Genomic DNA, 21,961 nt, shown 5'->3' with positions numbered 1-21,961 from the left:
GTCCAGCGTCCCATGCAGGCGACGCGCAGGTCACAGCCCGGTAACATGGCACAGTATGCCCGGCACCGGCCCCATCGGGGCGGCCGGGATCTGACCCAGAACAGGGAGATGACTTAAGTGGCGAATCCTCTTGAGAAGCTGCTGCGCGCGGGTGAAGGTCGCATCCTTCGCCGCCTCAACCAGGTCGTGAAGGCCGTCGGCGCGCTGGAGGAGGACTTCGAGAAGCTCACCGACGAAGAGCTCGCGAACGAGACCACCGAGCTGCGCGCCCGGTTCGAGAAGGGCGAGACGCTCGACCAGCTGATGCCGGAGGCGTTCGCCGCCGTCCGCGAAGCGGCCAAGCGCACGCTGGGCATGCGCGCCTACGACGTGCAGATCATGGGTGGCGCTGCCCTGCACATGGGCAACATCGCCGAGATGAAGACCGGTGAGGGCAAGACGCTGGTCGCCACCTTCCCGACCTATCTGAACGCGATCGCCGGCAAGGGCGTCCACGTCATCACGGTGAACGACTTCCTCGCGTCGTACCAGGCCGAGCTGATGGGCCGCGTCTACCGCGCCCTCGGCATGACCACGGGCATCATCGTCTCAGGTCAGACGCCGGCCGTGCGCCGCGAGCAGTACGCCGCCGACATCACGTACGGCACGAACAACGAGTTCGGCTTCGACTATCTCCGCGACAACATGGCGTGGCGCAAGGAGGATCTCGTCCAGCGCGAGCACTTCTTCGCGATCGTCGACGAGGTCGACTCGATCCTCATCGACGAGGCCCGCACGCCGCTGATCATCTCCGGCCCGTCATCGGGCGAGGCGAACCGCTGGTTCGCCGAGTTCGCCAAGATCGCCCGCACGCTCGTCGAAGGCGAGGACTACGAGGTCGACGAGAAGAAGCGCACGGTCGGCGTCCTCGAGCCCGGCATCGAGAAGGTCGAGGACTACCTCGGCATCGACAACCTCTACGAGTCGGCCAACACTCCGCTCATCTCATTCCTGAACAACTCGATCAAGGCGCTCGCGCTGTTCAAGAAGGACACCGACTACGTCGTCATGAACGACGAGGTCATGATCGTCGACGAGCACACCGGCCGCATCCTGGTGGGGCGTCGCTACAACGAGGGCATCCACCAGGCCATCGAGGCCAAGGAGGGCGTGCCCGTCAAGGCCGAGAACCAGACGCTCGCCACCGTCACGCTGCAGAACTACTTCCGTCTGTACGACAAGCTCGCCGGCATGACCGGTACCGCCGAGACGGAGGCGGCGGAGTTCATGTCGACCTACCAGCTCGGCGTCGTCCCGATCCCGACGAACCGCCCGATGATCCGCAAGGACCAGGCGGACCTCGTCTACAAGAACGAGACCGCGAAATTCGCGCAGGTCGTCGAGGACATCGCGCAGCGGCACGCCGAGGGGCAGCCCGTGCTCGTCGGCACCGTCAGCGTCGAGAAGAGCGAGTACCTTTCACGCCTGCTCGCCAAGAAGGGCGTCAAGCACGAAGTCCTCAACGCGAAGAACCACGCCCGTGAGGCCGAGATCGTCGCGCGCGCCGGGCGCCTCGGCGCCGTGACCGTCGCCACCAACATGGCCGGTCGAGGCACCGACATCATGCTCGGCGGCAACGCCGAGTTCCTCGCCGTGCAGGAGCTCAAGGCCAAGGGCCTCGACCCGGCCGAGACGCCGGAGGAGTACGAATCCGCGTGGGACGAGACCTACGAGGCCATGAAGGCCATCGTCGCGGAGGAGAGCACGAAGGTCGTCGAAGCCGGAGGCCTCTACGTCCTCGGCACCGAGCGCCACGAGTCGCGTCGTATCGACAACCAGCTGCGCGGTCGTTCGGGCCGTCAGGGCGACCCCGGCGAGAGCCGCTTCTACCTCAGCCTCACCGACGACCTCATGCGCCTGTTCCAGTCCGGGGCCGCCGAGGCGATCCTGGCCCGCACGAACTTCCCGGATGACGTGCCGATCGAATCCGGTCTCGTCTCGCGGGCCATCCGCAGCGCGCAGTCGCAGGTCGAGGCGCGCAACGCCGAGATGCGCAAGAACGTGCTCAAGTACGATGACGTCCTCAACCGGCAGCGCGAGGCGATCTACGCCGACCGCCGTCACATCCTGCACGGCGATGACATCGCCGACCGCGTGCAGCACTTCATCGAGGATGCCATCACGGGTGTCGTCAAGGATCACACCGCCGAGGGGCACAACGAGAGCTGGGACTTCGACGCGCTCTGGACCGAGCTGAAGACGCTCTACCCGGTCGGCGTCACGATCGACGAGGTCGTCTCCGAGGCGCAGGGGCGCAAGGGCGGCATCACATCCGACGGGCTCATCCGCGAGCTGCTCTCGGATGCGAAGATCGCCTACGAGACGCGGGAGTCCACCCTGGGTACGCCGGCGACCCGTGAGCTCGAGCGCCGCGTCGTGCTGCAGGTGCTGGACCGCCGCTGGCGTGATCACCTGTACGAGATGGATTACCTCAAGGACGGCATCGGCCTGCGTGCCATGGCGCAGCGCGACCCGCTGATCGAGTACCAGCGCGAGGGCTACGCGATGTTCCAGGCGATGATGGGCCAGATCAAGGAGGAGTCGGTCGGCTATCTCTACAACCTCGAGGTCGAGGTGCGTCGTGCCGGCGACTCCGCGACGGCGTCCGTCGAGGCGAAGGGGCTGGCCGACGGCGCACCCGAGCAGCGGCTGGAGTACTCGGCGCCGACCGATTCCGGTGACGTCGAGGTCCGCAACGAGCGCGGCCAGGTCCAGCAGGCGGCGACCGATCGGGTCCGCCGCGCGGCAGAAGCCGCCTCTGCCGCCCCCGCTGCGGAGGCTCCGGCCGAGCGCGGTGCGTTCGGGCAGCCCACCGGTGGCCAGAACGCGCCGGCGCAGAATCGCGCGCAGCGCCGCGCAGGCAAGAAGAAGTGAGGCGATCCGTCGGCTGACTCCGGTCAGCCGACGGACCGCAAGCGCGCCGGTGGATCATGCATTGGCCGGCGGGCTAAGGGCACTGTCTGGGCGGCGGTAGGCTTTCTCAATGACCCACTCGCGCCATTTCGACCAGTCGTCGAAGCTCAAGAACGTTCTGTATGAGATCCGTGGACGGGTCCCCGCAGAGGCGGCGCGGCTGGAGGCCGAGGGCTACAGCATCCTGAAGCTCAACACGGGCAACCCGGCGATCTTCGGTTTCGAAGCACCGCATCAGATCGTGCACGACATGCTCGCCGCGCTGCCGACGGCGCACGGCTACAGCGACAGCAAGGGGATCATCTCCGCCCGTCGCGCCGTCGTGAGCCGTTACGAGCAGATCGAGGGATTCCCGCCGGTCGATCCCGACGACGTCTACCTCGGCAACGGCGTCTCCGAGCTCATCACCATGACGATGCAGGCGCTGCTCGACGAGGGCGACGAAGTGCTGATCCCCACGCCTGACTATCCGCTGTGGACCGCGATGACCAGCCTCGCCGGCGGCACGCCGGTGCACTATCTGTGCGATGAGGATGCCGAGTGGCAGCCCGACCTCGAAGACATCCGCTCCAAGGTCACGCCGCGGACCAAGGCCATCGTGATCATCAATCCGAACAATCCCACCGGCGCGGTGTACTCGAAGGCCGTGCTGGAGGGGATCATCCAGATCGCGCGCGAGAACGAACTGCTGCTGCTGTCGGATGAGATCTACGATCGCATCCTTTTCGACGACGCCGTGCACATCCCGACGGCGACACTCGCCCCCGATCTGCTGTGTCTGACGTTCAACGGTCTCTCCAAGACGTATCGCGTCGCCGGCTACCGGTCCGGCTGGATGGTGATCACCGGCCCGCAGGCGCACGCCAAGGGCTTCATCGAGGGGATCACCCTGCTGGCCTCGACGCGCCTGTGTCCGAACGTGCCGGCGCAGCATGCCCTGCAGGCGGCGCTGTCCGGTGTGCAGTCGATCGACGCGCTGATCGCGCCGACCGGACGGCTGCACGAGCAGCGCGACGTCGCCTGGGAGGGACTGGAGGCGATTCCCGGTGTGTCGTGCGTCAGACCGCAGGGGGCGCTCTATGCCTTCCCGCGGCTCGACCCGAACGTGCACGACATCCACGACGACGAGAAGTTCGTGTACGACCTGCTCGTGGCCGAGCGCATCCTTCTCGTGCAGGGTACGGGCTTCAACTGGCCCACCCCGGATCACTTCCGCGTCGTGACGCTGCCGGAGCCGCGCGTGCTCGGCGAGGCGATCGAACGGCTCGGGAACTTCCTCGCCGACTACCGGCAGTGACACCGTCGGTCGGCGCGTCCTCGGCGGCCTGAGCGATACGACGGATGCCGGCCACGAACGGGGATCGCGGATTCACGTCCGCGATCGGACGCGCGTGCAGCAGCGCGGCATCCGTCCCCCGCTGATCGTGCGGAAGGAAGGCGACGTCGGTGATGCCGGCGAACCGCTCGAGCGTGCGCCGCACCTGGCCTCGTGCGTCGATGCCGAGCGGGCCGGGGCGCACGCGGTTCATCACGACGCGCACCGGGGTCTCCCCGACGATGCTGCGCAGCTCGGCGTGATCGCGCAGGAAGCGTGCGACGCCGAGCGGGTCGGCTGAGGCCACGGCGATGATCTCGTCGGCATCGGCGAGAACCGCGGCCGTCGCCGCGTGCCGCCTGGGGCCCTCCAGATCCCACGTCACCTCGTCGTCGGCTTCGAACGCCGCCGAGGTGTCGACGACGATCCGGTCGACCCACTCCCGACTCGCGGCCAGGGTGCGATGAAGACGCGCGGCAGAGAGCTCGGGCCACCGGCTCGGACGGTTCAGCCCGCCGAGGACCTCGACGCTTCCCCCCGACGTCTCGACGGTCGCAGCCAGTCGCGTCAGTTCAGCGGCGTCCAGTCCGCCCAGCTCCGCGCGACGGCACGCGGCAGCGAGTCCAGGAGCCTCGTCGCTGAGCCCGAGCAGCAGGGCGATCGCGGGGGCGACGCTGTCGGCATCCAGGAGGGCGGTGCGGTTTCCTGACCTCGCCAGCTCGACGGCCAGCTGGATGGCCACGGTCGAGCGTCCGGGTGCGCCGTGCGTTCCCCAGACGGCGATGACGCGCGCCCGGGCGGCGGGGGCGGGGAGGGGCGCCGGCGGAGCGTCGCCCGCGATCGCGGCGGCGACGGCCGCGGCCGTCGCGTCCGAGGGGAGCGCCCCCGTGATTCCGAAGCGTCCGAGCAGGCGTGACTCCCCGTCTCCGAGCGCGACGATGCGGATGCCTGCTCTGTCGCACGCGGAGACGACCTCGGAAGTCAGGGAGACCCGCGTGGTGGGGATCACCACCGCGTCGAGTTCGCCGAAGCGCGCGTCCGGCACGGATCCGACGGGCAGCACTGCGGCGACCAGGATGCCCAGATCATCGAGCTCCTCGGCGAGCGTCGATGCCCGCGGCTCCTCGAGAGCGATGGCGACCGTGGTCATCGCGACCCCATCGGCACCACGGACAGCGCGGCGCCGCCGGTGATCGCGGACAGCACATCGGACACATCCGAGCGGTCGATGACGAGTTCGACAGCCGGATGATCCTGCGCCATCATGCTCTCGGTCTTGACGAGCGACGCGACCGTGACGTCGGCGACCAGGATGCGGGGCTCGTCGAAGCCCTCGTCCAGGGGCGGCGCCTGCCACAGCTCCACGACGGTGCCCGGTTCGATCCCGGCGGGAAGACCGACGCTGCTCTCGACCACGAGCGTCGTGGTGCGGGCATCGGCCGCGTCGCCGACCGCGGCGGAGGACAGCAGCTCGCCCTCGGCCATGCTGCGGGTCGCGATCTGACCGGCGGCCAGGTCTTGAGGGGAGAGGTAGCCCTCCGATGCGGCCCCGAGCGACACGTCGACCACGCTGAAGTCCGACGAACTGAGCGCCTCGCCCTGCGTGATCGTGCGATCAGCTCGGAGCACGGGGACGGTGCTTCGAGAGGCGTTCACGATCAGCCAAACTCCGAGGATCGAGAGCGCGACCAGGGCGATGCCGATGTAGAAGCGGGCGTCGCCCCACGGGGTGCGGCGGACGCGCGTATGCGTGGTCATGAGGGACATGGTCACAGAAAACCGCGCAGGGCGGAGAAAGTTATCCACAGGGGTGTCGGTCCCAGGCGCGGATGCCGCCGGGAGTGGACAATAGGAGCATGTCCGAACCGTCGTCCCGCGCTCCGCGCTTCCTCGCCCCTGCCGAGGTCGCCGAACTGCTGAGCATCGAGGTCGATGAGGTCATCGCGCTCGTGCACGAGGGGCGGCTTCGCGGCTCCCAGCTGGGTTCCCCGGCGCGTTGGCGCGTCGAGGAGAGCAGCCTGGCGGAGTACCTCGCCGAGCAGTCCGAGCATGCCCGCCGCATGGCGCTGTGGCGTCAGGCGAACGAGGCGAGCTTTCCCGAGGTGTGGGGAACGACGCCGCACCGCCCCTGATCTGGAACATCAGCTCTGAGGCAGCTCGACGCGGGCGATCGAGGAGAACGCGATCATGACGTGGGCGCGGACGTCCTGTGCTCGGCGGGGCGCGCCGGCATCGTGCACGGCGAGGTCGAGATGGTCGGCCCCTGCCCGATCGATCGTCCCGTGTCGGCGGGAAGCGTCCAGGTCCTCGATCGTCACGGGCACCCGTCGGCGGGCGAGGTCACGGAGCACGAAACCCAGTGACATGCGTTCGCGCAGTTCGGAGGACGGCAGCGTCGGTTCGAGGCTGGCCAGCAGCATCCCATGATCCATGCGGATGCTGCGGACGGCGTGGAGCGGGACGAGCGATTCCCGCAGATGCGGATGCGCGTTCACCGCGACCCAGTCGGCTCCGAGCTCGACGATCTGTCCCGTCAGCAGCCGCCCGCCTGGCAGCTCTAGCGCGACGTCGGCGGAGGCGATTGCCAGCGCACGCAGCCGGGCGCGCAGCTCGATGCGGGAGATGCGCAGCCGTTCCGACTCGGCATCCAGCGCGGCGCGTTCCGCCTCCCACTCCGACGCGAGTTGACCCTCGAGGTCCTCGAACAGCCCGTCCCAATGCACGCGTCGAGCGTAGGGGAGCAGGCGCGAACCGTGTACGAGTTATCCACAATGGGGTCGTCAGATCCGCACGGCGGCGTCCGAACGTGTTCTACTTTCGGCACCTCACGCACGAGAACGGCACGACATGACACTGCACGAGTACTTCTCCTACCAGCCGACGCCGGCGGCTGATCTGCCGGACCCCGAACCGCTGCTGCGGAGCCTGACGCAGGGAGCTCTGGAGGTGTTCGCCGGCGTGCGGGAGGTCGATCAGCTGGCCCGCTGGTTCAGCGAGGATGCCTACAATCGGCTGGTCATCCGCGCCAATCTCGCCGCCCGTGCCCGCAGTGCGCGGGACGTGCCGCCGAGCCGCCCGGTGTTCGAGATCCTGTCCGTGCGACGGACGGCCCCGGCGGACGGTGTCGTCGAGGCGGTGGTCGTCGTCGCCGGCCCAGGGCGCACGCGCGCTGTGGCGATCCGTCTCGAAGGCCTCGATCGTCGCTGGCGTGCGACGTCGCTCGCCGTGCTGTGATCGGGCGCGGCAGTCGTCGGTCAGGCGGCGCTTGGTATGCTCATCCGGTTCACCCGCATCGTGATTGGGTAGGAGCCTGATGAACGACCTCCAGAAAGTCAACGGCGATTGGGAGTTCGATTCCGCGCACACTCGGATCGGATTCTCGGCACGGCACGCCATGGTGACCACCGTGCGCGGGTCGTTCAACGACATCGCCGGCAGCCTGCACGTCGACACCGAGACGCCGGCGAATTCGTCGGCTCGCGTGGTCCTGCGCGTCGCGAGCATCGACACGCGCAACCAGCAGCGCGATGATCACCTGCGCAGCGCCGACTTCTTCGATGCCGAGCGCTGGCCGGAGATCACCTTCGTCAGCACGCACATCGAAGAGGTCGACGACAAGGCGTTCGCGGTCACCGGCGATCTGACGATCCGCGATGTCACGCAGCAGGTCGTGATCCCGCTCGCCTTCATCGGCATCGAGACGGATGCCGATGGCAAGCTGCGTGCAGGATTCGAGGGCACCCGGCGATTGCAGCGACGCGATTACGGGCTGGAGTGGAACGTTCCGCTGGATTCCGGCGGTGTGCTGGTTTCCGAGAAGATCACGCTCGAGTTCGAGATCTCCGCGATCAAGGTCGGGTGACTGCGCGGCGGGCGCTTCCCCGAGCCCTAGGCTTGAGGGGTGTCAACGCTCAGTGATCTCGTCCACGCGCAGGGGTGCCTGACCGACAGCGATGTCGAATGGCTGCACCGCCTCGCCGGAGACGGCCAGCTTCTCGCCGACCTCGCATCCGCCGACATCGTCGTGTGGGTGCGCACCGATGACGCGTCGTTCATCGCCGTGGCGCACGCGCGCCCCAGCGGGGCAGCAACGCTGTTCTACCGCGACATCGTCGGCGAACGGGTGCGGCCGCAGTGGCGCACGCAGGTGCAGGGGGCCTTCGAGTCCGGGGAGATCGTCGATTCGTCTTCGCCGGACTGGTTCGAGGAGACCCCGACCAGGGTGCGGGCCGTTCCGATCCTGGCGAGCCGGTCGAAGGATGCCCCGACCAAGGTGATCGGCGTCGTCACTCGCCACACGAATCTCGGTGAGGCCAGGACGCCGTCGCGCCAGCAGATCACGTTCGAGGACTGCGCGAACGACCTGTTCCGGATGATCGCGTCCGGCGAGTTCCCCGACCTGGCGGCTCCCACGTCGCCGCGGCGCGGTGCTCCGCGCGCCTCGGACGGCCTCATCCGCATCGATGTGGACGGCGTCACCACCTTCGCGAGCCCCAACGCCCTGTCCGCCTTCAACAGGATGGGCTTCGACGACGAGCTGGAGGGGGAGTCGCTGGCCGAGGTGACCACCCGGATCCTGCCCGTGACGCGTCAGGTCGACGAGTCTCTTCCCGTCGTCGTGACCGGTCGCGCCCCCTGGCGCACGGACATCGAGGCCCGCGGTGTGACCGTATCGCTGCGCGCGATCCCGTTGCGCGATCACGGCACCCGGATCGGTGCGATCGTGCTCTGCCGCGACGTGACAGAGCTGCGCCACCAGGAGCAGGAGCTCATCACGAAGGACGCGACGATCCGGGAGATCCATCATCGCGTCAAGAACAACCTGCAGACCGTCGCCTCGCTGCTGCGCATCCAGGCACGCCGCACGCATTCGGACGAAGCCCGTGAGGCGCTGACCCAGGCCATGCGACGCGTGGATTCGATCGCCGTGGTGCACGACACGCTCGCTCAGGGTCTGACGCAGCAGGTCGACTTCGACGAGGTGTTCGATCGCGTCCTGAAGCTCGTCGCGGAGGTCGCCGCCGCCCCCAACACCCGGGCTCGGACGAAGTCCACCGGTCATTTCGGCGTGCTGCCGAGCGAGTACGCCACGCCACTGGCGCTGGCGCTCACCGAGGTCGTCACCAACGCGGTCGAGCACGGTCTCGCCGGTCAGGAGGGATTCGTGACGATCGACGCCACACGGACCGACGAGAATCTGCGCGTGACGGTGTCCGACAACGGCCATGGTCTGCCGGAGGGCCGGATCGGCCAGGGCCTCGGAACTCAGATCATCCGCACGCTCATCCAGGGCGAGCTCGGCGGAACGATCGAATGGAACGGCACCGACGGCGTCGGAACCGAGGTGACCATCGACATCCCGCTGCGATGGATCAAGAAGTGATCGCCTAGAGCGAGGACCGCGGTCGAACCGCGGGAACGAGAAATGCCCCTCCGAATGAAGAGGGGCATTTGTCGTATCCGGTGATCAGCTGGCGCGGCGGGCGCGCGCGGCGCGGCGCTTGAGCGCACGGCGCTCGTCTTCGCTGAGGCCACCCCAGACGCCCGAGTCCTGGCTGGTCTCGAGGGCGTACTGCAGGCAGATCTCGGTGACGGTGCAGGTGGCGCAGACGGTCTTCGCCTTTTCGATCTGATCGACGGCAGGTCCGGTGTTCCCGACGGGGAAGAACAACTCGGGGTCGACAGTCAAGCAGGCGGCTTTGTCGCGCCAGTCCATGGGGGCTCCTCGGTGTGGATTCTTGATGAACCAGCGGATATTCGATGGCTCTGATTCGGGCGGCGGGATATCGGGTCCGCTACCCTGGTGAAGTGATGCGAGCGATTGCTCGCCCCACGCCGCTGTGGGAGCACATGACTGTTAACATTGTGTTACAGCATCCGCACAAAATCAAGGGTTTTGTGCATTCATATTCGATTCTCAGGGGAGAAACGTGCACGCTCCCGGTCTCGCCCGCGCCGCAGCGGCCGTTCTGGCACTGGAAGGCGCCGCGCTTGTCGTCATCGCCCTCATCGAGGCGTTCGGGCTCGGTTCCGGGGGTGCGTCGAACACGTCGACGGCGCTGGGATTGATCGTGCTGACCCTCATCGGTGCCGCGGCGTTGTTCGCCTTCGCGATCGGCGCACTGCGCGGTCGTTCATGGGCGCGCTCCGGCGGGATCGTCTTCCAGGTGCTGGGCGTCGCGCTCGCCTTGATGGCGCTGACGATCCAGCCCGTGACGTGGCTCTTCGTGATCGGAGCCGGTGTCCCCGGCATCCTCGGCTTCATGCTGCTGATCTCGAGCGCACGCCGCGAGGCCGAGGCCGAGCGCGCGGCGATGACCGACGAGGGCTGAGCCCGCCGACTCAGCCGTCGATGCCGAGGATCCTGCGCAGTCGAGCGACGTGCCCCGTCGCCTTGACGTTGTAGAGCGCCTGCGTGATCACGCCGTGCTCGTCGAGGATGAACGTCGATCGGATGACGCCCTCGACGACCTTGCCGTAGTTCATCTTCTCGCCCCACACGCCGTAGGCGGTGTGCACCGCGTGGTCCGGATCGCTCAGGAGCATGAAGGTCAGCGCGTCGCGATCGCGGAACTCCGCGAGCTTCGCCGGCTCGTCGCGAGAGATGCCGACGACGCGGTACCCCGCGCCCTGCAGCGAGGCGATGCTGTCGCGGAAGTCGCAGGCCTGCGTCGTGCAGCCCGGCGTCATCGCCGCCGGATAGAAGTACAGCACCACCTTCTCGCCGCGCAGATCGGCCAGGCTCACCGCGCTTCCGTCCTGGTCGAGCAGGGTGAAGTCAGGGGCGGTCGATCCGGGGGCGAGGCGCAGTTCGGTCACGCTCCCACCCTAACGCCCCGGAGTCTGCTCGGCCTTGTCCGCGAAGGTCTGCAGCAGCCGCTGCAGGGAGTCAAGGCGCGACAGCTCGGCCGGGCTGAGCTCGCCTCGATCCGCGGCCTCGATCAGCGCGCAGTCCGGAGCGTCGGCGAGGTGGGTGCAGCCACGAGGGCAGTCCTCCGCGATCGCGGCGAGTTCGGTGAACGCGGCCAGGATGTTGGCCGTGTCCACGTGCCCGAGGCCGAACGATCGCACGCCGGGAGTGTCGATGACCCAGCCCGTGCCGTGTGCGCTCTCGTACCGCAGGGAGACTGTGGAGGAGGAGGTGTGCCGCCCGCGCCCCGTGACCTGATTCACGTGCCCGGTCGCGCGGTCCGCAGAGGGGACCAGGGCGTTGACGAGCGTCGACTTGCCGACGCCGGAGTGCCCCACGAACACCGTGGAATGCCCGATCAGCGCTTCGCCGATCTCGTCCACGGGCATCTCGTCCCTGGCGCTCGTGAACACGCGCAGGTCCAGCCCCTCGAAATGCGCGAGGAAGTCGGTCGGATCGTGCAGGTCGGTCTTCGTGACGACCAGGAGCGGCCGGACGCCGGCATCCAGCGCCGCGACCAGATATCGGTCCACCAGACGTGGGCGCGGCTCGGGGTCGGCCGCCGCCACGACGATGAGCATCTGATCGGCGTTCGCGACGATGACGCGCTCGACCTGGTCGGTGTCGTCCGCGCTGCGGCGCAGCAACGACGTCCGTTCGACGATGCCGACGATGCGCGCGAGCGTCCCCTCGTCGCCGGTGGTGTCGCCGACCACCCTGGCCAGGTCGCCGGTGACGATGGGGGTCCGTCGCAGCTCTCGGGCCCGCGTGGTCGTGATCGTGCGCTCGTCGTCGGTGTCCTCGTCGATCATGACGGCGTAGCGACCGCGGTCGACGCCGAGGACGCGCCCGATCACGGCGTCCTCATGTGCGGGCCGACGCTTGGTCCGCGGACGATTCGCCTTCGGATTGGGTCGCATCCGGATGCTCGACTCGTCGAAGTCCTCGAACTCGTCGTCGAGGTCGTCGTCCGGATCGAGCCAGCTCACAGCGACCCCAGCATCCGCTCCCACAGCTGTGTGAACTCGGGCAGCGTCTTCGCCGTCGTACCGATGTCGTCGATCTGGATGCCGGGCACGCGCAGCCCGACCAGGGCTCCCGTCGTCGCCATGCGGTGGTCGTGATGGGCGGCCCAGGTGCCGCCGCTGAGCGCGCGCGGCACGATGCGCAGGCCGTCGGAGAGCTCCTCGGCCTCGCCGCCGATCGCGCGGATGTCGCCGACCAGTGCGGCGATGCGGTCGGTCTCGTGCAGGCGGATGTGGCCGATGCCGCGGATGGTCGTGGCGGAATCCGCGAACAGCGCGAGACCTGCGATGGTCGGGGTGAGCTCGCTCGCCGCCGACAGGTCGAGGTCGACGCCACGGATGCCGGTGCCGGAGCGCACGGTCAGATCGCCGTGCTGGCGGCTCGCGTGAGCGCCCATCGCCTGCAGGATCTCGGGCAGCAGGGCACCCGGCTGCGTCGAGTGCAGCGGCCAGTTCTTGACGGTCACGTCGCCGCCGGTCACGAGCGCCGCGCCGAGGAACGGGGCCGCGTTGGACAGGTCGGGCTCGATCGCGATCTCCTTGGCGCGGGGGACGCCGGCCTCGACGAGCCATTCTCCGGCGGCGGGGCGCTCGATGCGGATGCCGCGGCGGCTGAGCGATTCGATCGTCATGTCGATGTGCGGCAGGCTCGGCAGGTGCTCGCCGGTGTGCACGAGGTGCAGCCCGACGTCGAAGCGGGGGGCGGCGAGCAGCAGTCCGGAGACGAACTGGCTGGACGCCGACGCATCGATCTCGATGCGGCCGCCGCGGATCCGACCGTGGCCGCGGATCGTGAACGGCAGGGACCAGGTGCCCTCGTCGTCGATGTCGACGCCGAGATCCCGCAGCGCCGTGATCATGGCGCCCATCGGGCGATGAAGGGCCGTCTCATGCGCCGTGAGGTGCACATCCTGGCTCGCGAGTCCGGCGAGCGGCGCGATGAAGCGCATGACGGTGCCGGCCTGTCCGCAGTCGATGGTCGCACCACCGACCAGGGGCGCAGGGGTCACGACGAGGTCGGGGCCGAACTCGTTGCCGGCATCCACTTCCTCGATCCCGGTGCCGAGCGCCCGCAGGGCGTCGACCATGCGGCGCGAGTCGTCGGAGTGCAGCGGCGCGACGAGGCGGCCGGGGCCGTCCGCCGTCGCGGCGATGATGAGCTCGCGGTTCGTCAGCGACTTCGAGCCGGGGATGGTCACGGCGGCGTGCACCGACCCGTCGGCAGTGGGAGCGGTGTAGGCGCCGCGGGCGGGGGCGGGGGAATACCGTGTGTCACTCATCGGTTCCCACTGTAGTGAACGGTGATGCGTACACCGAGAAGGAGTGGTGATGATCGCGACGGTCGATCAGGAATTCGCGGACATCGTCGGCCTAGACTGGCCGGTGATGGATGACACCGCACCTGCCGACACGGTCGGCGACGCTCGGCGCGAGTTCGAGGAACAGGCGATCCCTTTCATGGATCAGCTGTATGCCGCGGCCATGCGCATGACCCGCAACCCCGCCGACGCGGCGGATCTCGTGCAGGAGACCTTCGTGAAGGCCTTCGGCTCGTGGTCGTCGTTCTCGCAGGGGACGAACCTGAAGGCGTGGCTGTACCGGATTCTCACCAACACGTACATCAACATCTATCGCAAGAAGCAGCGCGAGCCGTTCCAGGGGACGATCGACGAGCTCGAGGACTGGCAACTCGGCGGTGCGGAGTCGACGACGGCATCGCACAGCCGTTCGGCGGAGGCCGAGGCGATCGACCGGATGCCCGCATCTGTCGTCAAGGATGCGTTGCAGGAGCTGCCGGAGGACTTCCGGCTGGCCGTCTACTTCGCGGATGTCGAGGGGTTCGCCTACCAGGAGATCGCCGACATCATGAAGACCCCCATCGGCACCGTGATGAGCCGTCTGCATCGTGGCAGGCGGATGCTGCGGGAGCTGCTGGCAGATTACGCCGCTGAGCGAGGCATCGCCACGGCCACGACGAGGAGCAGGAAATGAGCGACTGCGGCTGCGAGAAGGCGCGTCAGGATCTGGAGGAATACCTCCGCAACGAGGTCTGCAAGACCGAGCACGCCGAGATCCGCGAGCATCTGGAGAACTGCCCAGGATGCCGTGATGAGGCGCTCGTGGCGACCACGCTGACCGAGGTGCTCGCCCGTGCGTGCCGGGAGAGTGCTCCGGAGGAGCTGCGCGACCAGGTGTTCGCCAAGCTCAGGGCCGTGCAGGCCACCGCGCACTGAACCGCACCGCACGTCGCAGGGTGCCCATAGGCTGGTGCCATGACTGACGCACGCAGCATCCCCGTCGACTCCGCGTCCGCCGACCGGTTGGCGGCCCAGAGCCTCACCTATCGGCTGATCGACACCGCTTCGGATGCCGATACCGAGGCGTTCCTGCGGGCCGATGCCCGTGGGTTCCTCGACTCCGACCCCACATCCGAGCAGGTGACGGACCAGCGCACGGCTCTCGTCGACCGGCGCAACATCGGCGTGTTCGAGGCCGACGTCCCCGTCGGCACCTGGCCGATCGCGACGGTGAACTCGTGGGTGACGCCGTTGACGGTCCCCGGTGGCGAGCTGGACATGTGGGCGATCAGCTCGGTCACCGTCTCCGGCACGCACCGTCGCCGTGGCATCGCACGGGCGCTCCTGGAGGGAGAGCTGCGCGCCGCGGCATCCGCCGGCGTGCCGATCGCCGGCCTCACGGCATCGGAGGCGACCATCTACAGTCGGTACGGGTTCGCCCCGGCGATCCCGGCCGCGCGGGTCAGGATCGATACGCGACGGGCAGGATGGGCAGGGCCGGGCGTCGCCGGACGGGTCGAGTACATCGATCGCGAGGTGCTCAAGGACACCCTCGATACAGTGCACGAGGTCGCGAGAACGCTGCGTTCCGGACAGATCGCCGGATGGCCCGGGCGCTGGGCCAGGGCAGCAGGGCTGTCCGCGGGCCACCCGAACGCCACGGCGATCCGCGGAGTGCGCTACCGCGACGCCTCGGGGGCGGTCAGGGGAGTCATGGCGTACCGGCTCACCGAGATTCCCGGAGCGTTCCGGTGCCAGCTCGAGATCCAGCACCTGTCAGCGGTGACCCCCGACGCGCTGGTCGCGTTGTGGCGCTTCGCCGTGCAGCACGACCTCGTCGACACCGTCACGGCGGATCTGCGCCCGGTCGATGATCCGATCACGTGGCTCGTGGCCGACCAGCGCGCCGTCGAGGTCGCGGTGCACGATCACGGTTGGCTGCGCATCCTCGATGTTCCAGGCGTCCTCGGCGGTCGCCGCTATCGCGCTCCGCTGGATCTCGTCCTGCGCGTCGACGACTCGCTGGGGTTCGCGGACGGATCCTGGCGTCTGACCGTCGGTGTCGACGGGCAGCCATCGGTCACGGTCGCCGACGCCGGCACGCCCGCCGACGTGTCGCTCGACATCGCCGCCCTCTCGGCGCTGTGTGCCGGCGGAGTCAGCGCAGCGCAGCTGCGCGCGGCCGGTCGCCTGGAGACGACGGCGGCGATCGCGGCATCCGTCGACGACGCGTTCCGCTCCGTCGAGGCCCCGCTGCTGGCGATCTGGTACTGACCTCCGGCCCCAACCGGCCCCGCCGCGTTCCGGTCGCAGTCGATGCCGCTTCGATGAGGCGATTGGCGGCTCCGGTCGCAGTTGATGCTGTTCTCTCGGCGCGATTCCGACAGGAAATGCGACCGGAACGACGGCCGAGCGCCGCTTAGCGGCACGAAGTGCGACCGGAACGACGGCCGAGCGCCCTTGGCGGCACGAAGTGCGACCGGAGCGGACGATGGCGGCCGATCACCGCTGACACGACGAAGCCCACCCGAAATCGGGTGGGCTTCGTCGTACGCGCCTCGGTCAGAGCGTGAGAGCCCGCTTCAGCAGGTCGGCCTGCTCGAGCGCGTGGACCTTCGACGAACCGGTCGCCGGCGATGCGGACGCCGCCCTGGCAACGGTGCGGAACTGACGCGGCCCTGGGACCTCGGCGAACGCGAGCGCGAGGAACGGCCAGGCGCCCTGGTTCTCGGGTTCGTCCTGCACCCAGACCAGCTCGGCGTTCGGGTACGAGTCCGTGATGGCCTTGAGCCCGTCGATCGGGGTCGGGTACAGCTGCTCGAGCCGCACCAGAGCGACCTCGGGGTTCGGGTTCTTGTCGAGCTCGGCGCGCAGGTCCCAGTGGATCTTGCCGGAGTGCACGAGCACCCGCTTGACGGCGGCGCGGTCGAGACCGCGACCGTCGTCGACGACGGGTTCGAAGCGCCCCTGCGTGAAGTCCTCGACCGGGCTCGTCGCGCCGCGCAGGCGCAGCATCGCCTTCGGGGTGAAGACGATCAGCGGCTTGCGCGGACGGGCGTAGGCCTGACGGCGCAGCAGGTGGAAATAGGATGCCGGGGTCGACGGCCGCGCGACGATCATGTTCTCCTGCGCGCACAGCTGCAGGAAGCGCTCGATGCGGGCGGAGGAGTGATCCGGCCCCTGACCCTCGTAGCCGTGCGGGAGCAGGAGCGTGACGCTGGACTGCTGGCCCCACTTCTGATCCGCAGCCGAGATGTACTCGTCGATCACGGACTGCGCCCCGTTCGCGAAGTCGCCGAACTGGGCCTCCCAGAGCACGAGAGCCTCGGGGTTCTCGACCGAGTAGCCGTATTCGAAGCCCATCGCCGCGTACTCGCTGAGCAGTGAGTCGTACACCCACACCCGGCCCTGGTTGTCGGACAGGTTCGCCAGAGGCAGCCACTCCTGGCCGTTCGCACGGTCGTGCATGACGGCGTGGCGCTGCACGAAGGTGCCGCGTCGCGAGTCCTGACCGGCGAGCCGCACCGGAGTGCCCTCTACCAGCAGCGAGCCGAACGCGAGCAGCTCGCCGAAGCCCCAGTCGATGCCACCGTTGCGGCTCATGTCGACGCGCTTGTCCAGCAGCTGCTGGATCTTCGGGTGGACGCTGAAGCCCTCCGGTTTGTTGTTGAACGCGTCGCCGATGAGCTGGATGACCTCGCTCGCGACACCGGTGACCTCCGGCGCGCCGACGGTCTCCTCGACGGGGGAGAGCACCGGGGCGATCGGGGTCGCCCCGGTCTCGGCCGCGTGCGTCTCGGCGAACGCGACTTCGAGTCGGCGCTGGAAGTCGTCCTTGGCCTGCTCGTACTCCTCTTCGGTGATATCGCCGCGACCGACCAGGGATTCGGTGTAGAGCTTGCGCACCGAGCGCTTGGCCTGGATCAGGTCGGTCATGAGCGGCTGCGTCATCGACGGGTCGTCGCCCTCGTTGTGGCCGCGTCGGCGGTAGCAGATGAGGTCGATCACGACGTCGCGATGGAAGCGCTCGCGGTACTCGAACGCGAGCTGCGCGACGTGGATGACCGCCTCGGGGTCGTCGCCGTTCACGTGGAAGATCGGCGCCTGGATCGTCTTGGCGACGTCCGTGGCGTACACCGAACTGCGTGCGTCGGTGGGGGTGGTCGTGAAGCCGACCTGGTTGTTGACGACGACGTGGACGGTTCCGCCGGTGCGGTAGCCGCGCAGCTGCGACATCTGCAGCGTCTCGACGACCACGCCCTGCCCTGCGAACGCCGCGTCGCCGTGCACGAGGATCGGCAGCCACGAGAACGTCCCGATCGGCTTGCGGTCCTGCTTGGCGCGCACGATGCCCTCGAGGACGCCGTCGACGGTCTCGAGGTGCGAGGGGTTCGCGGCGAGGTAGACGGGCAGCTCGGATCGGTCGTCGGCGACGAAGGTGCCCTGGGTGCCGAGGTGGTACTTCACGTCACCGGAGCCGCGCTGGTTGCCGGGGGTCTGCGTTCCCTCGAACTCGCGGAACACCTGTCCGTACGTCTTGCCGGCGATGTTGGTGAGCACGTTCAGCCGGCCGCGGTGCGCCATGCCGATCGCTGCGCCGTCGAGCCCGGCCGTCGCCGCCCCCTGCAGGATCTCGTCCAGCAGCGGGATGAGCGACTCGCCGCCCTCGAGCGAGAAGCGCTTCTGGCCGACGAACTTGGTCTGCAGGAAGGTCTCGAACGCCTCGGCTTCATTGAGCTTGCGGAGCACCCGCAGCTGCTCGTCGTGGCCCGGCTTCTGGTACTTGATCTCGACCTTCTCCTGGAACCAGCGACGCTGCTCCGGGTCCTGGATGTGCATGTACTCGATGCCGAGCGTGCGGCAGTACGAGTCGCGGAGGACCCCGAGGATGTCGCGGAGCTTCATGACGCGCTTGCCGCCGAAGCCGCCGGTGACGAACTCGCGGTCGAGGTCCCAGAAGGTCAGGCCGTGGCTCTCGATCTCCAGATCCGGGTGCGAGCGCTGCACGTACTGCAGCGGGTCGATGTCGGCCATGAGGTGCCCGCGCACGCGGTAGGAGTTGATGAGTTCCTGCACGCGGGACTGCTTGTCGACGCGCTCGGCGAGGTCGACCGCGATGTCCGGGTTCCAGCGGATCGGGGCGTACGGGATGCGCAGGGCCGCGAAGATGTCGTCGTAGAAGCCGCGCTGTCCGAGCAGCAGCTCGTGGACCTTCTTGAGGAACTCGCCGGAGCCCGCACCCTGGATGACGCGGTGGTCGTAGGTGCTGGTCAAGGTGATCGTCTTGCCGATCGCCAGCTCGTTGAGGGTCTTCGCGCTCGCGCCCTGGAACTCGGCGGGGTACTCGAGGGCGCCCGCACCGATGATGCAGCCCTGACCCTTCATCAGGCGCGGCACGGAATGCACGGTGCCGATGCCACCGGGGTTCGTGAGCGACACGGTGGTGCCCTGGAAGTCCGCGGCGGTGAGCTTGTTGCCGCGGGCGCGCGTGACGAGATCCTCGTATGCCGACAGGTACTCGCTGAAGCTCAGGGTGTCGGCGCGCTTGATGCTGGGGACCATCAGGGCGCGGGTGCCGTCGGGCTTGGGCAGGTCGATCGCGATGCCGAGGCTCACGTGCGCCGGTGCCACGACGGAGGGCTTGCCGTCGACCTCCGCATAGAAGACGTTCTGGCTCGGGAACTCCTTCAGCGTCTGGATGAGTGCCCAGCCGATGAGGTGCGTGAAGCTGATCTTGCCGCCGCGGGTGCGCGACATGTGGTTGTTGATGACGATGCGGTTGTCGATCATCAGCTTGGCCGGGATCGTGCGCACGCTGGTCGCTGTGGGAACCGTGAGCGACTCGTCCATGTTCGCCGCGAGGGTCTTGGTCATGCCGCGCAGCGGCGTGATCTTGTCCTCTTCGGCGGGCGGAGCATCCACCGTCTTCGACTCGGGCTTGGGCGCCTGGGCCGGGATCGGCGCCGGGGCGGCGGGCTTGGCCGTCGTGCGGGCGACGGGCTGCGATCCGATCACGGGGATCGGCGCGGTTACCGGGTGGGCGGGAGCGGCCTCAGCGGATGCGGTCTTGGCCGCGGCATCCGGCTGATAGTTCTCCAGGATCGGCCACCACTCCTTGTCGACGGAGTTGCGGTCCGCTGTGAACTGCTCGTAGAGCTCGTCGACGAGCCATGAATTGGCTCCGAACCCCCCGTCGCCCGATCCGACGCCGGTCCCTTGGCTCGACACGCTCGATCGCCCTCTTTCATCGCTGAAGCACTGTGCCATGCACGGCGTCAGGAGATCCCCTGCCCCCATGCATTCTCGAGAAACAAGCCTAACGTGTTTTGTCCCCCGAATAGGCGACACGGCGCACCCCTCGGCCGCACGGAAAGCTACCGTGGGGATATGGACTTCATCGGCGCGCAACCCACAGTCGACCTCACCTACTCGGATGTGTTCCTGGTGCCGCGTCGATCCGGCATCACGAGCCGCCTGCAGGTGGATCTCGCGCCCCACGACGGAACGCCGGCGACGCTCCCGCTGGTGGCTTCGAACATGAACTCCGTGACCGGCCCGCGGCTCGCCGCCGTGCTGGCGCGGCGAGGCGGTCTCGGGGTGCTGCCGCAGGACATGCCGTTGCAGGATCTGGATGCCGCGATCAGGGACGTCAAGGCGCAACCGGTCGCGTGGGACACGCCGCTGGTCCTGCCGCCGGGCGCCACGGTCACCGAAGCGCTGCGACTGCTGCCGGCCACGGCGGGACACGGCATCGTCGTCGCCGAGGGACAGGGGCGCATCGACGTCGCCGCGATCCACGGCATCCTTCCCGCCACGCGCCTGGCCACCGCTCTTCCCGATGCTCAACTCGGCGATCTCGTGCATGCCGGCACTCCGGCGCTGGACGCCGAGGACGTCACGGACGGACGTCAGGCGTTCGACCTGATCACCGAGGCCGGGGTCGAGACCGTGAGCATCGTCGATCACGGGCATCTGGTCGGCACCCTCAGCGCGCGCAGCGCGCTGCGCGCGACGCTCTACCGCCCGGCCATCGATGCGAACGGGCGACTCGCAGTCGCCGCGGCCGTCGGGATCAACGGCGACGTCGCCGGCAAGGCGAAGGCACTCGCCGCCGCTGGCGTCGACGTGCTCGTCGTCGATACGGCGCACGGCCACCAGGAGGGGATGCTCGCCGCGCTGTCCGCCGTGGCGGCGCTGGATCTCGGCATCCCGATCGTGGCGGGCAACATCGTCACGGCGGACGGCGTCCAGGATCTCGTGGCGGCCGGAGCGTCGATCCTCAAGGTCGGCGTCGGGCCGGGTGCGATGTGCACGACGCGCATGATGACCGCGGTCGGACGGCCGCAGTTCTCCGCCGTGCTCGAGACGGCCGAGGCGGCTCGAGCGGCAGGGGCGCACGTGTGGGCCGACGGCGGCGTGCGCTACCCGCGGGATGTGGCGCTGGCGCTCGCGGCCGGAGCGGCATCCGTCATGATCGGCTCCTGGTTCGCCGGAACGATCGAAGCGCCCGGCCAGCTGCAGACCGACGCGCAGGGACGCATCTACAAGGAGTCCTGGGGGATGGCATCGACCAAAGCCGTCCAGGCCCGGTTCGGGCGGCTCGACGCCTACGAACGCGCGCGCAAGGAGCTGTTCGCCGAGGGGATCTCGTCGTCGAAGATCTACCTGGATCCGCTGCGCCCCGGCGTGGAGGATCTGCTGGACATGATCACCTCCGGCGTCCGGTCGTCGTTCACCTATGCAGGTGCCGCGAGCGTGCCCGAGTTCCATGATCGCGCCCTGGTCGGCCTGCAGTCCGCCGCGGGGTACGAGGAGGGCAAGGCGCTGCCGGTCAGCTGGTGATCTCCCGCCTCGCCCCGCCCGCCCCGCCCCGCTGGCCCGCCGAGGTTCTGCTACACATACCTGAGTCTGCGCCTGTTGTTTTCTGGCGCATTCTCAGACAAATGGCGCAGAACCACGCGGGCTGACTCGGCCTGCACAGATCGGATGCTCGAGCGAATCGTCCACCGGGTCGCATGACCGCGCGACAGCACGGACCCGCAGAGTCGGACGCTGGAGTCATGACGCTCGAGAATGACGCTCGACGGTGTGGGGAAGTACCTCGACCCTGCGCTGCTGAACGGGCGATCTCCGGAGGCAGCGCTCATCGCTGAGAAGGATCGAGCGGATGCGATGCGCCGCGTCGTCACGCGAGCATCGCGCTGGCGCGTGCCTGCACTCGACGATCCCCGGCAGCTCTACGACATCCTGACGGCCGATGGCCTGCGATCATCACGCTCGCGGCCTTCGGCGGCGTTCCGATCGTGGTGACCCGCGTTCTGCCGAGTTCGCGCCACGAAGAAGCAGGCGCAATCTCAGAAAGGTGTCGCAGAACCAGGAGAGGGCTCGGGGAACATCTGTAGAATCGTCGCACTATGGATGACCCTCCCAGTTGCAGTCTCTCGCCCCACCGCCCGACCTT

The 21,961-nt window shown here is 68.5% G+C and carries 20 protein-coding genes; 12 read left to right on the top strand and 8 right to left on the bottom strand.

Annotation, left to right across the window (positions count from 1 at the left end; all coding sequences use genetic code 11):
• The first annotated feature begins 117 nt into the window (after positions 1-117).
• Positions 118-2,913, top strand: coding sequence for a preprotein translocase subunit SecA (gene secA / locus M2317_RS02145; RefSeq protein ID WP_429456872.1), 2,796 nt, complete (start codon positions 118-120; stop codon positions 2,911-2,913).
• A 109-nt stretch (positions 2,914-3,022) separates the two neighbouring features.
• Positions 3,023-4,249, top strand: a complete 1,227-nt coding sequence (locus M2317_RS02140; protein ID WP_429456870.1) for a pyridoxal phosphate-dependent aminotransferase — start codon at positions 3,023-3,025, stop codon at positions 4,247-4,249.
• On the opposite strand, the gene M2317_RS02135 is transcribed toward M2317_RS02140, so the two are convergent.
• Both M2317_RS02135 and M2317_RS02130 read right to left on the bottom strand, forming a co-directional pair.
• On the bottom strand, positions 4,140-5,417 hold the full coding sequence (locus M2317_RS02135) for an AAA family ATPase (RefSeq protein ID WP_429456868.1): 1,278 nt from the start codon (positions 5,415-5,417) through the stop codon (positions 4,140-4,142). The genes M2317_RS02140 and M2317_RS02135 overlap by 110 nt on opposite strands.
• Positions 5,414-6,025, bottom strand: a complete 612-nt coding sequence (locus M2317_RS02130) for an SAF domain-containing protein (protein ID WP_429456866.1) — start codon at positions 6,023-6,025, stop codon at positions 5,414-5,416. Before M2317_RS02130 ends, M2317_RS02135 begins: the two co-directional genes overlap by 4 nt.
• Before the next feature lie 98 nt (positions 6,026-6,123).
• Here M2317_RS02130 and M2317_RS02125 point away from each other — a divergent pair, with 98 nt between their 5' ends.
• The gene (locus M2317_RS02125) at positions 6,124-6,399 is read left to right on the top strand and encodes a helix-turn-helix domain-containing protein (protein ID WP_429456864.1); all 276 of its coding nucleotides are present in this window, start codon (positions 6,124-6,126) and stop codon (positions 6,397-6,399) included.
• Positions 6,400-6,408: 9 nt separating this feature from the next.
• Here M2317_RS02125 and M2317_RS02120 read toward each other — a convergent pair whose 3' ends face one another.
• Positions 6,409-6,990 (bottom strand): hypothetical protein, encoded by a 582-nt coding sequence (locus tag M2317_RS02120; RefSeq protein WP_429456863.1) that lies wholly within the window; start codon positions 6,988-6,990, stop codon positions 6,409-6,411.
• Positions 6,991-7,114: 124 nt separating this feature from the next.
• Here M2317_RS02120 and M2317_RS02115 point away from each other — a divergent pair, with 124 nt between their 5' ends.
• The 3 genes from M2317_RS02115 to M2317_RS02105 all read left to right on the top strand — a co-directional run bounded on the left by M2317_RS02115 (position 7,115) and on the right by M2317_RS02105 (position 9,650).
• Positions 7,115-7,501 (top strand): Rv3235 family protein, encoded by a 387-nt coding sequence (locus tag M2317_RS02115; RefSeq protein WP_429456861.1) that lies wholly within the window; start codon positions 7,115-7,117, stop codon positions 7,499-7,501.
• A 79-nt stretch (positions 7,502-7,580) separates the two neighbouring features.
• Complete coding sequence (locus M2317_RS02110; protein ID WP_429456859.1) at positions 7,581-8,129, top strand: YceI family protein; 549 nt, start codon at positions 7,581-7,583, stop codon at positions 8,127-8,129.
• Positions 8,130-8,168: 39 nt separating this feature from the next.
• Positions 8,169-9,650 carry a sensor histidine kinase gene (locus M2317_RS02105; protein ID WP_429456857.1) on the top strand — a complete coding sequence of 494 codons (1,482 nt, stop codon included), beginning with the start codon at positions 8,169-8,171 and terminating at the stop codon, positions 9,648-9,650.
• 84 nt (positions 9,651-9,734) lie between these two features.
• Here M2317_RS02105 and M2317_RS02100 read toward each other — a convergent pair whose 3' ends face one another.
• On the bottom strand, positions 9,735-9,983 hold the full coding sequence (locus tag M2317_RS02100; protein WP_017203224.1) for a WhiB family transcriptional regulator: 249 nt from the start codon (positions 9,981-9,983) through the stop codon (positions 9,735-9,737).
• A 214-nt stretch (positions 9,984-10,197) separates the two neighbouring features.
• Between M2317_RS02100 and M2317_RS02095 the strand changes: the two genes are divergently transcribed.
• Positions 10,198-10,599 carry a hypothetical protein gene (locus M2317_RS02095; RefSeq protein ID WP_429456854.1) on the top strand — a complete coding sequence of 134 codons (402 nt, stop codon included), beginning with the start codon at positions 10,198-10,200 and terminating at the stop codon, positions 10,597-10,599.
• Between the two features lie 10 nt (positions 10,600-10,609).
• On the opposite strand, the gene bcp is transcribed toward M2317_RS02095, so the two are convergent.
• From bcp to aroA, 3 genes are read right to left on the bottom strand one after another with little or no spacing between them, the layout of a single operon-like run.
• Positions 10,610-11,086 carry a thioredoxin-dependent thiol peroxidase gene (bcp, locus tag M2317_RS02090; RefSeq protein WP_429456852.1) on the bottom strand — a complete coding sequence of 159 codons (477 nt, stop codon included), beginning with the start codon at positions 11,084-11,086 and terminating at the stop codon, positions 10,610-10,612.
• A 9-nt stretch (positions 11,087-11,095) separates the two neighbouring features.
• A complete protein-coding gene (gene rsgA, locus M2317_RS02085; protein WP_429456851.1) occupies positions 11,096-12,166 on the bottom strand; it encodes a ribosome small subunit-dependent GTPase A in 1,071 nt (356 codons plus the stop codon).
• Complete coding sequence (gene aroA, locus M2317_RS02080; protein ID WP_429456849.1) at positions 12,163-13,482, bottom strand: 3-phosphoshikimate 1-carboxyvinyltransferase; 1,320 nt, start codon at positions 13,480-13,482, stop codon at positions 12,163-12,165. The genes rsgA and aroA overlap by 4 nt, the downstream gene beginning before the upstream one ends.
• Positions 13,483-13,531: 49 nt before the next feature.
• Here aroA and M2317_RS02075 point away from each other — a divergent pair, with 49 nt between their 5' ends.
• Genes M2317_RS02075 through M2317_RS02065 form a run of 3 tightly spaced genes read left to right on the top strand, consistent with a single transcriptional unit; the run spans position 13,532 to position 15,774 of the window.
• Positions 13,532-14,194: a sigma-70 family RNA polymerase sigma factor gene (locus M2317_RS02075; RefSeq protein WP_429456847.1), complete on the top strand. Its 663-nt coding sequence runs from the start codon at positions 13,532-13,534 to the stop codon at positions 14,192-14,194.
• A complete protein-coding gene (locus M2317_RS02070; RefSeq protein WP_429456845.1) occupies positions 14,191-14,436 on the top strand; it encodes a zf-HC2 domain-containing protein in 246 nt (81 codons plus the stop codon). Before M2317_RS02075 ends, M2317_RS02070 begins: the two co-directional genes overlap by 4 nt.
• 39 nt (positions 14,437-14,475) lie before the next feature.
• Positions 14,476-15,774: a GNAT family N-acetyltransferase gene (locus M2317_RS02065; protein WP_429456843.1), complete on the top strand. Its 1,299-nt coding sequence runs from the start codon at positions 14,476-14,478 to the stop codon at positions 15,772-15,774.
• Positions 15,775-16,062: 288 nt separating this feature from the next.
• On the opposite strand, the gene M2317_RS02060 is transcribed toward M2317_RS02065, so the two are convergent.
• Positions 16,063-19,728, bottom strand: coding sequence for a multifunctional oxoglutarate decarboxylase/oxoglutarate dehydrogenase thiamine pyrophosphate-binding subunit/dihydrolipoyllysine-residue succinyltransferase subunit (locus M2317_RS02060; protein ID WP_429456841.1), 3,666 nt, complete (start codon positions 19,726-19,728; stop codon positions 16,063-16,065).
• A gap of 159 nt (positions 19,729-19,887) precedes the next feature.
• Between M2317_RS02060 and M2317_RS02055 the strand changes: the two genes are divergently transcribed.
• Together M2317_RS02055 and M2317_RS02050 are read left to right on the top strand one after the other, a co-directional pair.
• Positions 19,888-21,342: a GuaB1 family IMP dehydrogenase-related protein gene (locus M2317_RS02055; RefSeq protein WP_429456839.1), complete on the top strand. Its 1,455-nt coding sequence runs from the start codon at positions 19,888-19,890 to the stop codon at positions 21,340-21,342.
• 231 nt (positions 21,343-21,573) lie between these two features.
• Positions 21,574-21,810 (top strand): hypothetical protein, encoded by a 237-nt coding sequence (locus M2317_RS02050; RefSeq protein ID WP_429456838.1) that lies wholly within the window; start codon positions 21,574-21,576, stop codon positions 21,808-21,810.
• Positions 21,811-21,961: the final 151 nt, after the last annotated feature.

The organism is Microbacterium sp. ZKA21, assembly GCF_050434165.1.
In the GTDB taxonomy this organism is placed as follows: Bacteria; Actinomycetota; Actinomycetes; order Actinomycetales; family Microbacteriaceae; genus Microbacterium.
This window is presented reverse-complemented; position numbering and strand designations above follow the sequence as displayed.

What these genes read in the sequence shown, in the direction of transcription:
- M2317_RS02070 (WP_429456845.1), top strand. Translation starts at nt 14,191, where the DNA reads ATGAGCGACTGCGGCTGCGAGAAGGCGCGTCAGGATCTGGAGGAATAC.
- M2317_RS02050 (WP_429456838.1), top strand. Translation starts at nt 21,574, where the DNA reads ATGACGCTCGACGGTGTGGGGAAGTACCTCGACCCTGCGCTGCTGAAC.
- M2317_RS02100 (WP_017203224.1), bottom strand. Translation starts at nt 9,983, where the DNA reads ATGGACTGGCGCGACAAAGCCGCCTGCTTGACTGTCGACCCCGAGTTG.
- M2317_RS02115 (WP_429456861.1), top strand. Translation starts at nt 7,115, where the DNA reads ATGACACTGCACGAGTACTTCTCCTACCAGCCGACGCCGGCGGCTGAT.
- M2317_RS02075 (WP_429456847.1), top strand. Translation starts at nt 13,532, where the DNA reads ATGATCGCGACGGTCGATCAGGAATTCGCGGACATCGTCGGCCTAGAC.
- M2317_RS02065 (WP_429456843.1), top strand. Translation starts at nt 14,476, where the DNA reads ATGACTGACGCACGCAGCATCCCCGTCGACTCCGCGTCCGCCGACCGG.
- M2317_RS02135 (WP_429456868.1), bottom strand. Translation starts at nt 5,417, where the DNA reads ATGACCACGGTCGCCATCGCTCTCGAGGAGCCGCGGGCATCGACGCTC.
- M2317_RS02110 (WP_429456859.1), top strand. Translation starts at nt 7,581, where the DNA reads ATGAACGACCTCCAGAAAGTCAACGGCGATTGGGAGTTCGATTCCGCG.
- M2317_RS02125 (WP_429456864.1), top strand. Translation starts at nt 6,124, where the DNA reads ATGTCCGAACCGTCGTCCCGCGCTCCGCGCTTCCTCGCCCCTGCCGAG.
- M2317_RS02055 (WP_429456839.1), top strand. Translation starts at nt 19,888, where the DNA reads ATGGACTTCATCGGCGCGCAACCCACAGTCGACCTCACCTACTCGGAT.
- M2317_RS02140 (WP_429456870.1), top strand. Translation starts at nt 3,023, where the DNA reads ATGACCCACTCGCGCCATTTCGACCAGTCGTCGAAGCTCAAGAACGTT.
- aroA (WP_429456849.1), bottom strand. Translation starts at nt 13,482, where the DNA reads ATGAGTGACACACGGTATTCCCCCGCCCCCGCCCGCGGCGCCTACACC.
- M2317_RS02130 (WP_429456866.1), bottom strand. Translation starts at nt 6,025, where the DNA reads ATGACCACGCATACGCGCGTCCGCCGCACCCCGTGGGGCGACGCCCGC.